General features: G+C 73.9%; 14 protein-coding genes. 5 read left to right on the plus strand and 9 right to left on the minus strand.

Features of this window, described 5'->3' with window-relative positions:
- The first annotated feature begins 68 nt into the window (after positions 1-68).
- Positions 69-488, plus strand: a complete 420-nt coding sequence (locus ACO229_RS10320) for an acyl-CoA thioesterase (RefSeq protein ID WP_423464836.1) — start codon at positions 69-71, stop codon at positions 486-488.
- 123 nt (positions 489-611) lie between these two features.
- On the opposite strand, the gene ACO229_RS10325 is transcribed toward ACO229_RS10320, so the two are convergent.
- The 7 genes from ACO229_RS10325 to ACO229_RS10355 form a co-directional block, all read right to left on the minus strand.
- A complete protein-coding gene (locus ACO229_RS10325) occupies positions 612-2,267 on the minus strand; it encodes an AMP-binding protein (RefSeq protein WP_423464837.1) in 1,656 nt (551 codons plus the stop codon).
- A 100-nt stretch (positions 2,268-2,367) separates the two neighbouring features.
- Complete coding sequence (locus ACO229_RS10330) at positions 2,368-3,624, minus strand: acyl-CoA dehydrogenase family protein (protein ID WP_423464838.1); 1,257 nt, start codon at positions 3,622-3,624, stop codon at positions 2,368-2,370.
- Positions 3,624-4,739, minus strand: a complete 1,116-nt coding sequence (locus tag ACO229_RS10335; protein WP_423464839.1) for a phosphotransferase family protein — start codon at positions 4,737-4,739, stop codon at positions 3,624-3,626. The genes ACO229_RS10330 and ACO229_RS10335 overlap by 1 nt, the downstream gene beginning before the upstream one ends.
- A gap of 48 nt (positions 4,740-4,787) precedes the next feature.
- Positions 4,788-5,546: an SDR family NAD(P)-dependent oxidoreductase gene (locus tag ACO229_RS10340; RefSeq protein WP_423464840.1), complete on the minus strand. Its 759-nt coding sequence runs from the start codon at positions 5,544-5,546 to the stop codon at positions 4,788-4,790.
- The gene (locus ACO229_RS10345; protein ID WP_423464842.1) at positions 5,543-6,583 is read right to left on the minus strand and encodes an NADPH:quinone oxidoreductase family protein; all 1,041 of its coding nucleotides are present in this window, start codon (positions 6,581-6,583) and stop codon (positions 5,543-5,545) included. The genes ACO229_RS10340 and ACO229_RS10345 overlap by 4 nt, the downstream gene beginning before the upstream one ends.
- Before the next feature lie 3 nt (positions 6,584-6,586).
- Positions 6,587-7,198 (minus strand): TetR/AcrR family transcriptional regulator, encoded by a 612-nt coding sequence (locus tag ACO229_RS10350; protein WP_423464844.1) that lies wholly within the window; start codon positions 7,196-7,198, stop codon positions 6,587-6,589.
- A gap of 41 nt (positions 7,199-7,239) precedes the next feature.
- On the minus strand, positions 7,240-8,052 hold the full coding sequence (locus ACO229_RS10355; protein WP_423464845.1) for an SDR family oxidoreductase: 813 nt from the start codon (positions 8,050-8,052) through the stop codon (positions 7,240-7,242).
- Between the two features lie 150 nt (positions 8,053-8,202).
- Between ACO229_RS10355 and ACO229_RS10360 the strand changes: the two genes are divergently transcribed.
- The 3 genes from ACO229_RS10360 (at position 8,203) to ACO229_RS10370 (ending at position 10,030) form a co-directional block, all read left to right on the plus strand.
- On the plus strand, positions 8,203-8,841 hold the full coding sequence (locus tag ACO229_RS10360; protein ID WP_397414616.1) for a QsdR family transcriptional regulator: 639 nt from the start codon (positions 8,203-8,205) through the stop codon (positions 8,839-8,841).
- 77 nt (positions 8,842-8,918) lie between these two features.
- Positions 8,919-9,455, plus strand: coding sequence for a YbhB/YbcL family Raf kinase inhibitor-like protein (locus ACO229_RS10365; protein ID WP_423464847.1), 537 nt, complete (start codon positions 8,919-8,921; stop codon positions 9,453-9,455).
- The gene (locus ACO229_RS10370; RefSeq protein ID WP_423464848.1) at positions 9,452-10,030 is read left to right on the plus strand and encodes a YbaK/EbsC family protein; all 579 of its coding nucleotides are present in this window, start codon (positions 9,452-9,454) and stop codon (positions 10,028-10,030) included. Before ACO229_RS10365 ends, ACO229_RS10370 begins: the two co-directional genes overlap by 4 nt.
- Before the next feature lie 85 nt (positions 10,031-10,115).
- Here the strand turns inward: ACO229_RS10370 and ACO229_RS10375 are convergent, their stop codons facing one another.
- Positions 10,116-10,937, minus strand: a complete 822-nt coding sequence (locus ACO229_RS10375) for an MHYT domain-containing protein (RefSeq protein ID WP_397414609.1) — start codon at positions 10,935-10,937, stop codon at positions 10,116-10,118.
- Positions 10,938-11,211: 274 nt separating this feature from the next.
- Here ACO229_RS10375 and ACO229_RS10380 point away from each other — a divergent pair, with 274 nt between their 5' ends.
- Positions 11,212-12,192, plus strand: coding sequence for a siderophore-interacting protein (locus tag ACO229_RS10380; RefSeq protein ID WP_397414607.1), 981 nt, complete (start codon positions 11,212-11,214; stop codon positions 12,190-12,192).
- Between the two features lie 18 nt (positions 12,193-12,210).
- Here ACO229_RS10380 and ACO229_RS10385 read toward each other — a convergent pair whose 3' ends face one another.
- Positions 12,211-13,035 (minus strand): TrmH family RNA methyltransferase, encoded by an 825-nt coding sequence (locus tag ACO229_RS10385; RefSeq protein WP_397414605.1) that lies wholly within the window; start codon positions 13,033-13,035, stop codon positions 12,211-12,213.
- Positions 13,036-13,099: the final 64 nt, after the last annotated feature.

The following is a 13,099-nucleotide window of genomic DNA, read 5'->3' on the forward strand; positions in this document are numbered from 1 at the left end:
TACGTTGCACACCCCCTCCGGTGCGGGGCTACGCTGCGACGAACCCCGACCTCGAAGGAGATGCCTCCATGGGTTACCGGCACCCCTTTCCCCTGCGCTGGAACGACAACGACCAGTACGGGCACATGAACAACACCGTCTACTACGAGGCCATGGACACCGCGGTGAACACCTGGCTCATCAGGCACGCCGCTCTGGACCCCGCGGGCGACGTGATCGGGCTCGCCCGGGCGTCCTCGTGCGAGTTCCTGGCCCCGGCGTCGTTCCCGGACGAGCTGGAGGTCGACGTCGCCGTCGGGCGGCTGGGGCGCACCTCGCTCACCTGGGACCTGGCGATCCTGCGCGCGGGCGCCCCCGACCGGAGCGCGGCGTACGCGACGGGCGCCTTCACGCACGTCTTCGTGGACCAGGTGGCGCGGCGACCGGTCCCCGTGCCCGACATGATCCGCACGGCGGTGGAGCACCACCTGGGCCTGCCCCCGGCCTGAACCCGGTCCAGGAGGTGGGCTCGGGGGCGCACGATGTGCGCTTCTACCCAGCCATCGCGCCCAGAAGACCGCCGTTTCTGGGCCTGATGACTGGGTAGAAGCGCACCTTTGACGCATCGGACGTCAGCCCTGCGCCGAGTACCGGGCCGTGAGCTCGCGCTTGAGCACCTTGCCGCTCGGGCCCAGCGGCAGGTCGGCAGACACGTGCACCACCCGCGGGTACTTGTACGCCGCCACGTGCTCGCGCATGTAGGCGACAACGGCGTCCGGATCCACCGCCACTCCATCGGACGGCACCACGGCCGCGTGCACCTCCTGCCCGCGCGTCGCGTCGGGCACGCCGAACACCGCGGCCAGCGCAACGCCCGGGTAGCGGGCCAGCACGGCCTCGACCTCCGTGGGATACACGTTGTAGCCGCTGCGGATGATCATGTCCTTCTTGCGGTCCACGATCGTCACGATGCCGTCGGCGTCCACGGTGCCCAGGTCGCCGGTACGGAACCAGCCGTCCACGACGGCGGCCGCCGACGCGTCGGGCCGCCCCAGGTACCCCTTCATCAGGTTGTGCCCGCGCACCACGATCTCGCCCAGGCCGCTCTGCTCCCCGGGCGCCGAACCCCGCGCCGGGACCGGCAGCAGCTCGACCCGGTCCTCCACCTCGGCCACGGCCACCGCCACGTCGACGCCCCACATGGGGCGGCCCACGGTGCCGGGCCGGATGGGCTCGGACGTCACGTTGAAGGTGCACGACGGCGACGTCTCGGTCAGCCCGTAGCCCTCGTGCACCTGCGCGCCGAACGCCTCCTCGAACGCCTCCAGCAGCGCCACCGGCAGGGCCGCGCCGCCGGAGACCGCGAACCGCAGCGGGGGCCGCGCCGCCGTGCGCCGGGCCGCCTCGACCATGCCCGCGAAGTTGGTGGGCACGGCGGTGAACACGGTCGCGCCGTGCGCCACCAGCAGCTCCAGGGCCTCGTCCGGGTCGAACCTCGGCAGCAGCACGATCGACGCGCCGCGCCGGAACGCCATGTTCAGCACCGCCATCTGCCCGAACGAGTGGAAGAACGGCAGGCCGCCGTACACGACGTCGTCGGGTTGCAGGTCGAACGAGTCGATCAGCGAGCAGTGCACCTGCTCGACCATCGCCAGGTGCGAGCCGACGGCGCCCTTGGGGGTGCCCGTGGTGCCGCTCGTGTACAGGATCGTGGCCGCGGCCAGCGGGTTCACGCCCGCGTGCCGCTCGATCGGCGTCGCGACGGCGGCCTCGTCCTCCAGCCGCGCCACCGGGGTGCCCCGCTCGGCGGGCCCGGCGGCGGCGTCGGACGGCAGCAGCACGGTCAGCAGCGGCACACCGGCCCGGGCGGCCGCGGGCGCGGCCTCCGCCAGCATGGGGGCGGCGACCACGACGACGTCGGCCCCGGCGTCCCGCAGGACGAACTCGATCTCGTCGGCGCGGAACAGCAGGTGCACGGGTACGACGACGGCGCCGAGCGCGAGCGTGGCGTAGTAGACGCGCGCGAAGTCGGGCACGTTCGGCACGATCATCGCCACGCGCGAGCCCGGCGCGATGCCCCGGGCCGCGAGCGCCCCGGCGTAGGCCCGGGTCTGGTCCCAGAGGTCGCCGTAGGTGGTGGTCTGCCCCGCGAAGTACAGCGCGGGCCGCTCGGGGAACCGGCGGGCGGTCTCGGCCAGCATGCTCGCGATGGACAGGGTGCCGTACCCGGGTCCGTCGACGGCGGGATCCGGCGCGGCGGGCGGCATGGTGTCGGGTGCGTGCGTCATCTGAGGTCTCCTTCGACGGTCGACGAACGGGGCGACGGGCTGAACAAGGGGCCGGGCGAGGGGACGGGCTGAGGGACCGAGCAGCGGACCGGGGCGAGGATCAGGTGGCCGGACCGCCCGCCGGTCGCGCGAGGTAGGGCGTACGGCGCAGCTCGGCCCGGCCGAGGGAGGCGAGGTGCACCTCGTCGGGCCCGTCGGCCAGGCGCAGGGTGCGCACGCCGGCGAGCAGCTCGGCCAGGGGGTGGTCGCCGGACACGCCGGCGGCGCCGAACACCTGGACGGCGCGGTCCAGGATCTGGCCGACGGCGCGGGGCACCGCCACCTTGATCGCCTGGATCTCGGTCATGGCGGCCCTGTTGCCGACGGTGTCCATGAGCCAGGCGGTCTTGAGCACGAGCAGGCGCAACGCCTCGACCTCGGTACGCGCGGTCGCCGCCCACTCGCGGACCACACCCTGGTCGGCGAGCGGCGAGCCGAACGCGACCCGCTCGGCGGCGCGCTCGCGCACCAGGTCGAGGGCACGCTCGGCCGTGCCGAGCGCGCGCATGCAGTGGTGGATGCGGCCGGGCCCGAGCCGCGCCTGGGCCATGGCGAACCCCTCGCCCTGGCCGCCGAGCAGGGCGGACGCGGGCACGCGGACGTCGTCGAACACGATCTCGGCGTGGCCGCCGTGGTCGCGGTCGTCGTAGCCCAGCACGGTCAGGCCACGCAGCACGGTGACGCCGGGGGTCTCTCGGGGTACGAGCACCATGGACTGCTGCCGGTGCCGTGGCGCGTCCGGGTCGGTCTTGCCCATGACCACCAGCAGCCCGCAGTCCGGGTTCATGGCGCCGGTGGCGAACCACTTGCGGCCGGTGATCACGTACTCGTCGCCGTCGCGCGCGATCCGCGTGGCGATGTTGGTGGCGTCCGACGACGCGACGGCGGGCTCGGTCATGCAGAACGCGGACCGCTGGGCGCCGTCGAGCAGCGGGTCGAGCCAGCGTTCGCGCTGCTCGGGCGTGGCGAAGTGCGCGAGCAGCTCCATGTTGCCGGTGTCGGGCGCTGCGCAGTTCATGGCGACGGGCGCGAGCCGCGGGCTGTACCCGGTCAGCTCGGCCACGGGGGCGTACTGCAGGGTGGTCAGGCCGCCGCCGCGCTCCGCAGCCGGACCCCCGGGCGGCAGGAACAGGTTCCACAGCCCTCGCTCCTTCGCGGTGGCCTGGAGCTGCCGGACGACGGGCCGGAACGACCAGTCCTCGGGCGTGGCCGCGACCTGCGCGCCGAGCACGGGCTCAGCCGGCAGCACCTCGTCCACCAGGAGGTCCCGGACCCGGGCGGTGATCTCCCGCGTGGTCGCGTCGGGGGCGAGGTCCATCAGGCTCCTCCTGTCGTTCCGGCGCGGTCGCCGGGCGAGGCGCCGAGCCGGGCCAGCCCCTCGCGGGCCAGTGGCTCCACGAGGGCGCCGATCGTGTCGAACCCGGCGCCGACGGTCTGGCCGCCGGTGTACCGGTAGTGGATGCCCTCGAGGATGACCGCGAGCTTGTAGCAGGCGAACGCGCGGTACCAGGCGAGGTCCGGCACGGTGGTGCCGGCGCGGGCGGCGTACGCGTCGACGACCTCGGCGAAGTCCGGGTAGCCCGCACCGGGCACGATCGCCCCGGCGACGCCGACCACGCCCGCCGCCCGTGTCAGCTCGTGGATGTCCCAGTACATGCCGAGCATGCCGAGGTCCACGAGCGGGTCCCCGAGCGTGGCCATCTCCCAGTCCAGCACCGCCGCGACGTGCGGCGCGTCGGGCGGCCCGGACACCAGCAGGTTGTCGAGCCGGTAGTCGCCGTGCACGATCCCGGTGCGCGCCTCGTCGTCGGGCGCCGTGGCGCCCAGCCGCTCCTGGAGGGTGTCCAGGAGCGGCTGTGGCCGCGACCGGGAGGCGTCGTACTGACGCCGCCAGGTCGTGAGCTGGCGGGCCAGGTACCCGGTGGGCCGGCCGAAGTCGGCCAGCCCGACGGCCGCGGGGTCGGTGGCGTGCAGGTCGGCCAGCACCTCGGCCAGCTCGACGGACAGCGCGCGCAGGCCCGCGGGGGTCCAGGCGGCGTTGTGCTCGGGCCGGGCCAGGACGGCGCCGTCGACGTGCTCCATGACGAAGAACACCGTGCCCGTCACCTCTCCCGGGCCGGTGTCGTCCACCACCGCCACGGTGGGCGGCACCGGGACCGTCCCCGCCAGGGCGGTGATGACGCGGTGCTCGCGGCGCATGTCGTGCGCGCTGGACAGCACGTGCCCCAGCGGCGGGCGCCGCAGCACCAGCGGGCCGGCGGCGCCGTCCACCCGGTAGGTGAGGTTGCTGCGCCCGCCGGTGATCAGGGTCGCGGTCAGGCCCGGAGCCTCCCCGGAGCCCGAGCCGGAGTCCGGTCCGGCGAGCTCCGGGTGCTCCCGGGCCAGCCAGGCGGCCAGGCCGGCGACGTCCAGGCCGGGAAGTTCGTGCGTCATGGTTCCCCTCTCGTGGCACCTCGTCGTGCTGGGTGGAGCCGGGCGGGTCTACCGGTGCGGGACCCCGCTGGTCATGCCGCCGTCGACCACGATCTCCTGGCCGGTGATCCAGGCCGACGCCTCGCTCGCCAGGAAGAGGACGGTCCCGGCCAGGTCGGCGGGCACGCCCGGGCGGCCGAGCGGGATGATCAGCGCCTCCGGGTCGATCCGCGTGCTCATCTCGGTCAGCACCAGGCCGGGGTGCACCGAGTTGACCCGGATCCCGGCGGGGCCGAGCTCGACGGCGAGCGACTTGGTCAGACCCCGCACCGCGAACTTCGAGGCGGTGTAGCCGTGCAGGCTGCGGCTGCCGCGCAGGCCCTCGACCGAGGAGACGTTGATGATCGAGCCGCGCCCGGCGGCCTTCATCGCGGGCACCACGGCCCGGCAGCCCAGGAACACGCCCGTGGCGTTGACCGCCAGCACGGCGTTCCACTTGGCGAGCGTGAAGTGCTCGATCGGGGCAGCGTTCGCGATGCCCGCGTTGTTGACCAGCACGTCCACGCCGCCGAGCTCGCCCGCCACCCCGCCCACGACGCGTTCCCAGTCGTCCTCGTCGGTCACGTCCAGCTGCGCGAACCGGGCCCGCTCCCCCAGCTCGTCGGCCAGCGCCCGGCCCTCGGCCTCCAGCACGTCGGTGATCACGACGTGCGCCCCGGCGTCGTGCAGGGTCCGCACGTACGCCGCGCCGATCCCCCGGGCCCCGCCGGTCACCAGGGCCACGCGGCCGCTCAGGTCGTGCAGGCGCGCCGCCTGCTCGCCGGTCATGCGCCCGCCCCCTCGTCCGCGCCGGTGCCGGGGCCGACCACGGCGTCGTCGGCCACCCTGACCACGAGCCGCCCTGTCGTCGCGCCGCCCGCGAGCCGCGCCACGGCGGCGGGCGCCTGGTCGAACCCGACCACGTCGCCCAGCACCGGCCGCAGCACGCCGTCGGCGGCGAGCCGCTCCAGCTCGGCGTGCGCCGCGTCCACCAGGTCGGGGCGACGCTGCTGGTAGAGGGCCCAGTGCAGGCCGAGCACCGCGTAGTTCTTCACCAGCACGAGGTCGGGGCGCACCGTCGGCGTCCGCCCGCCGGCGAACCCGACCACCACGAGCCGGCCCTCGAACCCGATGCACCGGGTGGAGCGCTCGAACGAGTCGCCGCCCACCGGGTCGAACACCACGTCCACGCCCGGGCGGCGCAGCGCACCCACCCAGTCGTCGTCGCGCAGGAACACCTCGTCCGCGCCCGCGGCGCGGGCCGCCGCCACCTTCCGGTCGCTGCCCACCACCCCGACCACGCGCGCCCCCGCGGCCTTGCCGAGCTGGCACGCGGCCGTGCCCACGCCGCCCGCGGCGGCGTGCACCAGCAGCGTCTCGCCCGCCCGCAGCCCGGCCCGCCGGTGCAGCCCGAACCACGCCGTCTGGTACGCGATCGTCAGCGCGGCGGCCTGCGCGTCGTCCAGGGCCGACGGCGCCGGGTGCACCGCCTGCACCGGCACCGTCGCGTACTGCGCCAGCACCCCGATCTTCGAGCCGACCACGCGGTCGCCCACCCGCACGCGCTCCCCCTCGGCCACGCCGGGGCCGAGTGCGACGACGTCGCCGCACAGCTCGATGCCGGGCACGAACGGCAGCTCCGGCCGCTCCTGGTACTCGCCGCGGGCCAGCAGCACGTCGGGAAAGTTCACCGCGACGGCCCGCACCCGGACCAGCACCTCGCCCGGACCGGGTTCCGGCACCGGGACGTCGTGCAGCTCCAGCACCTGCTCGGGCTCCCCGTGGGAGACCACGCGCCACGCCTTCGTCGCCGTGGGTGGGTTCACGCGTCATTCCTTCCGTGTGCTCGCGTCGCCGGTGCGGATGCTGCGCAGGAACAGCTCGGTGAGCTGCGCCGCGACCTCGGCGGTGGTCTCGGGGCCCGTCAGCGAGTACCACTGGGGCAGGTAGTGCACGTCGGAGAAGAAGTGCGCGATGAGCACCGCGGTGGGCACGTCGCCACGGAACACCCCTTCCCGGATGCCGCGCTCGAGGAGCGCGGCGAAGCCGTCGTGGTAGGCCCGGCGCCGGCGCTTGACCTCCGCCTGGCGCTCGGTCGCGAGCATGTGCTGGCTGCGGGTGAACACGGTGCCCTCGGCCATCAGCTCGATCGAGGTGGTCACCACGTCCTCGCACACGGCCCGCAGCACCTGCTCGACGCCGTCGCCCCGCTCGGCTCCCGCCGCCACGAGCTCGCCGAGGCGCGCCTTCTGCAGCGACAGCATCCGCTCGTAGATCGCGAAGAGCAGGTCGTCCTTGGAGGTGAAGTAGTGGTACATCGCGCCCTTGGTGACGCCGGCCGCGGCGACCACCTGCTGGACGCTCGTGGTGGCGTACCCCTGGCTGGAGAAGAGGTCGAGGGCGGCCCGCAGCACCTGCTCGCGGACGTTCGTGGTGCGCATGGCCACATCCTTCACCGTCCCCGCCGCCACGGCCGCGCGGCTCACCAGGCCGCCCGCACGCTCGCGCCGCCGTCGACCAGGAGGGTCTGACCCGTGATCCACGCGGCGTCGTCGGACAGGAGGAAGGCGGCGGGGCCGGCCACGTCGTCGGGCTCGCCGAGCCGGCCCAGCGGGTAGCCGCGGGCGGCCTCCTCCTCGCGACCCTCGTACAGGGCGCGCGCCAGCCGGGTCCGGACCACCGCCGGTGCGAGCGCGTTGACCCGGGTCGCGGGAGCGAGCTCGTCGGCGAGCTGGACCGTCAGGTTGATCAGTGCGGCCTTCGAGACACCGTAGAAGCCGATGTTCGGCGCCGACACCGTCCCCGCGAGCGACGCCATGTTGACCACGGAGCGGAGCCCGCCCGCAGGGCCGGCCGCCGCGACCGCCGCGCGCGTCCACTCCAGCGCGGCGATCACGTTCACCTCCAGGATCTTGCGGGCCACACCCGCGTCCAGGCCGGCCAGCGGCCCCCAGGCGGGATTGGTCCCGGCGTTGTTCACGAGGTGGTCCAGCCGCCCGAAGCGTTCGATGGTCCGCGCGACGACGTCGGCGCGGTGGGCGGCGTCGTCCGCCTTGCCGGGCACGCCGAGCGCGCGGTCCGCGCCGAGCCCGGTCACCGCCTCCGCCAGGGCGCCGGCGGTCCGGCCGGTGATCACCACGCGGCCGCCCTCGGCCACCACACGGCGGGCGACCGCGAGGCCGATCCCACGGCTCGCGCCCGTGACGAGCACGACCCTGCCGTCGAACCTGCCGTCGAACCTGCCGTCGAACCTGCCCCTGAACGTGCCGTCCTCGGCGACGTCGTCGTCTGCCACAGCGCCCTCCATACCGGCCGGTCGGTTTGTGCGAGGACCGTAGCATGCCCCCGCGCCCGGCGATAGAGTGCGACGCATCAGGTCGAGTGTCCCGAATGCATCGTTCTGCATTTTGTTGCACGGCCCCCTCCGTCGCGGTTGGATGAGTGGATGACGACAACGACGCCGAGCGTCGCGACCGTCGGGCTGGACGCCGCGCCGAGCCGGTTGTCGGCCCGCCTGGGCACGCGCCCCGAGGCGCAGCGGGTGCTCGACATCGCCCGCGACACCTTCATCGAGGGCTATCGCATCGACATGGCCCCGCTGGCCGCGCGCCTCGGCGTCGACCGCACGTCGGTGTTCCGCTGGGTCGGCAACCGGGACGCGCTGCTGAGCGAGGTGCTGTGGTCGCTCGCGGTGCCCACGCTCGTGCAGGCCGACCGCGCCACCGAGCACCTCACCGGTGCGGAACGGCTCGCGGACCTGCTGACCACGTTCGCCCGAGACCTCATCGAGGCGGACTACTTCCGCGCCTTCCTGCGCCGCGAGCCGGCCCGCTCCCTGCGCCTGCTCACCACCGCCGACAGCCCCATCCAGCGGCGCTTCGTCGCCACGGTCGAGTGGCTCGTGGTGCGCGACCTGGGCGAGGCGCCGTTCGACGGCACCATCACGCCCGAGGAGCTGGCTTACCTGCTGGTACGCGTGTCGGAGTCCCTGACCTACGCAGACCTCATCACCGGCGACGAACCGAGCCCGGCCCGCGCCCGCACGGCGTTCCGCCACCTCCTGCGGGTGGCCCAGACCTCCTGAGACCGGTTCAGCAGGCCAGGAGCCGGTGGGGTGAGGCGTCGTTGGCAGGTGAGCAGGGGATTCGGCAGAGTGAGGGCATGGACTTCACTCGCCCCTATCCCCCGGACCCGTACACGCTCCTGCCCGCACCCGCGACCTTCACGCTGACGAGCACCGACCTCACCGACGGCGAGCGCATGCCGGACGCGCACGCGGCGCACGACCAGAACGTCTCGCCCGCGCTGGAGTGGAGCGGGTTCCCCGAGGGCACCCGGTCGTTCGTGGTCACCTGCTACGACCCGGACGCCCCGACGCCGATGGGCTACCAGCACTGGACGGTCGTGGACCTCCCGGCGGACGTGACGTCACTGCCCACCGGCGCCGGCGCACCCGACGGCTCGGGCCTGCCCGCGGGCGCGTTCCACACGCACAGCGACGGTCACACCCCCGGTTTCGAGGGGGCCGGCCCGCCGCCCGGGGACCACCCGCACCGGTACATCTTCGCCGTGCACGCCCTGGACGTCGCACCCGGCGAGCTGGGCCTGGGCCCGGACAACAGCAACGCGCAGGTGGCGTTCAACGTGTACTTCCACCTGCTGGGCCGCGCCACGCTGACGGCGACGTACAGCCGATGAGCCGGCACGCCACCCTGCCCACCCTGGGCGACCTCGCCTGGGCGCCCGCGCTCGACCACCCGGAGCTGCTCGCCGACCCGGTGCGCGCGGCGCTGACCGCCTGGGCCGCCGCCGACCCGCGCGTCGCGGGCCAGGTCGCCGTCACGGAGATCGACCCCGAGCACGCCGACACGGCCACCCTCAACGAGCTGCACGGCCTGCCGCCGGAGGCGTCGGCCAACTGCGTGCTCGTGGCCGGCAAGCGCGGCGAGGAGGAGCGGATCGCGGCGTGCGTGGTGCCCGCCAGCACGTTCGCCGACGTCAACAAGCGCGTGCGCAAGCTGCTGGACGTGCGCAAGGCGTCGTTCCTGCCGACGGACCGCGCCGTGGCCGACTCCGGCATGGAGTACGGCGGCATCACGCCCGTCGGCCTGCCCGGGAGCTACCGCGTGCTCGTCGACGCACGCTTCGCGCAGGACGGCACCATGGCCCTGATGGGCTCGGGCGTGCGCCGGTCCAAGCTCCTCATGCCGGGGCCGCTGCTGTGCGCCATGCCCGGCGCGGAGGTGACCGAGGACCTGGGCGTGCTGCGCTGACCGCACGGACCCGGCAGACCCCCGCACGCCCGGCGTGCTGCCCTGGGACGCCACCCGGGGCAGCACGGTGTCAGCGGGCGGGGCGTCACCGCAGCAGCGACCGGCGGCGCGGGTCGGTCACCTCACGCCGGAGCTGCTCCTGCCGGTCCTGCCAGCCCTTGAACTTCTCCTGCGCCTCCAGCTCCGAGGCGCTGGGCGCGACGCCGATCACCAGGAGCAGCAGGATCGTGCTGATGGTGACGCCGATGATGAGCGGCCCGAGCAGCGCGGAGACGGACACGCCGCCGTCGGCCACGACCATGCCGCCCCGGACCACCTCGGCGCGCATGGCCGCCATGCCCGTGTAGTGCATGCCGGAGACGGCGATCCCCATGATGAGCGTGGCCCCGATGCCCGCGGCCATCGTGTGCACCTTGGCCGACAGCCACAGCCCTGCGGTGGCCGCGACGATGCCGACCAGCACCGACACGGCGACGGTCACGAGGTCGTAGGTCACCTCGACGCCGACGTGCAGGGCGCGCATGCCGAGGTAGTGCATGGCGGAGATCCCCAGGCCGGTGACGGTGCCACCCGCGAGGAGCGCGCCGATGCCGACGCCCGCCGCGCGGACGATGAACAGGCCGAGCCCCACGACGGCGACGGCCAGCACGCCGCTGGCGATCGTCAGGGGCACGTCGAACCGCGTCTCGGTACCGCGGATGTGGAACCCGAGCATCGCGACGAAGTGCATGACCCAGATGCCCGTGCCGCCGATGGAGACGGCACCGAGGGCGAGCCAGCCCGTGCTGGCGGCACCCCGGGAGACCCGGGCGCGGGCCGTGCAGGTCAGACCGACGGCGCACCCGGCGCACGACAGCAGGAACGACAGGACCGGTGTGACCCAGCCCAGCGCGAAGTGGTCGATCATGTGGGGCTCTCCAGCGAGTGGGGACAAGGCAGAGCGCGCCGGACGGAGCCGTCCCGGCGTCAGAGGCCCTGCCGGAACGTCACCCGGGCAGAGACCATGCACAGTAAATAGGCCGAATAAGACGCAATGCACCCTTTGTACTGGGTGAACTTCCTGAGTGAGCGGGTGATCTTCCGGCGCTCGACGTGCGCTCCTGCGCTGACCGGGGATGTGACCCGTGTCGCATTCTCGAACCGTTGCGAAGGGGTAGCGAACTTAGGTTAGGCTCACCGTCGTGACCACCAAGACCGGGGGGCTCGACACCAGGCCCTCGCGCATGTTCGACGTCGAGGTCGCGCGTGTGACGCGCCTGTGCCCGTCCTTCGTCCGGATCACCTTCCGCGGCCAGGACCTCGACAAGTTCGCGGACAACGGCCGCGACCAGCGCATCAAGCTCCTGCTCCCGTCGCCGCGGGGCGGCTGGGACGGCCTGCGCCGCGACGACCCCGACTGGTACGCCGCCTGGCGCTCGCTCCCGGACGAGGAGCGCAACCCGATGCGTACCTACACGGTGCGCACGGTGCGGCAGAACCTGCGCGAGGTCGACGTCGACGTCGTGATGCACGGTGACACCGGCCCCGCCTCGCGCTGGGCGCTGAACGCGACCGCCGGTGACCCGCTGGTCATCATGGGCCCCAACGCCGAGTACGACGGCATCCACGGCGGCGTCGAGTTCGCCCCGCCGTCGACCAGCCACGCGCTGCTCCTGGCCGGCGACGAGACCGCCGTGCCCGCCATCGCCGCCATCTGCGAGTCCCTGCCCGCCGACGCCGTGGGCGAGGTCTTCCTGGAGGTGCCGCACCCCGAGGACGGCTGGGACCTCGCCGCACCCGAGGGCGTGCGCGTGCACTGGCTGGCCCGCGACGGACAGGAGCACGGCGACGTGCTGGTCCCGGCCGTGCAGGACGCCGCCGACCGCCTGCTCGCGATGGGCGTGCGCCCGTCGGCGTCCGACACGACGCCGGCCCTCACCGCCGCCGGGCTCGACCTCTCGGGCGAGGCGGACGACGTCGACATCGACGCCGGGATCCTCTGGGAGGTGCCCGTCGACGGCACCGGCCAGCCCCTGGTGCAGGAGACCGTGCTGTACGCGTGGCTCGCCGGCGAGGCGGGCGTCATCAAGTCGCTGCGCCGCTACCTGGTCAACGAGTGCCAGGTGGACCGCAAGTCGGTCGCGTTCATGGGCTACTGGCGCAAGGGCCGCGCCGAGAACTGACCCCGCGCGCCGCGCCGCCTACTCGGCGGCGTGGCCCGGTACCCGCGTCGCCCAGGCGGCCACCGCCACCGCGGAGGCCACGTTCAGCGAGTCCACTCCTCCGGACATCGGGATCCGGACCGTCAGGTCGCAGCCGGCGATCGTGCTGGGCTTCAGCCCGTCCCCCTCGGTGCCGAGCACCATGGCCAGCTTCGCGGGCGGGTCCGCCACCAGGTCGTCCAGCGAGACGGAGTCGTCCTCGAGGGCCAGGGCGGCCACGGTGAAGCCGTGCTCGTGCAGCACGTCGATCCCGCCCGGCCACGGGTCGATCCGCGTCCAGGGCACCTGGAACACGGTGCCCATGGAGACGCGCACCGCGCGGCGGTAGAGGGGGTCCGCGCAGCTCGGGGTGAACAGCACCGCGTCCACGCCGAGCGCCGCGCAGGCGCGCATGGCCGCGCCGACGTTCGTGTGGTCCACGATGTCCTCCAGGATCACCACCCGCCGTGCCCCCGCCAGCAGGTCCCGCACGTCCGGCAGCGTCGGCCGGTGCATCGCGGCCAGCGCGCCACGGTGCAGGTGGAAGCCCGTGATCTCCTTCAGCACGGGCTCCTCCGCGACGTAGACGGGCACACCGGGAGCGATCACGTCGGCCATCGAGTCCAGCCACTTCGGCGCCATGAGGTAGGAGCGGGGCCGGTGGCCGGCGGCCACCGCCCGACGGATCACCGTCGAGCTCTCCGCGATGTACAGGCCCTTGGCCGGCTCGTGCCGGGAGCGCAGGACGACGTCCGTGAGGCGGTTGTAGTCGGCGAGCCGCTCGTCGGCGGGGTCGTCCACGTGGACGACGTCGGGGGTGGTCACCGGCCCATTCTCCCTGCACCGGGGCCCGTCCTGGAACTCGGGTTCCACGGCGCGCCGCACCGGG

It is taken from the genome of Promicromonospora sp. MS192 (assembly GCF_049532985.1).
Lineage (GTDB): Bacteria > Actinomycetota > Actinomycetes > Actinomycetales > Cellulomonadaceae > Promicromonospora.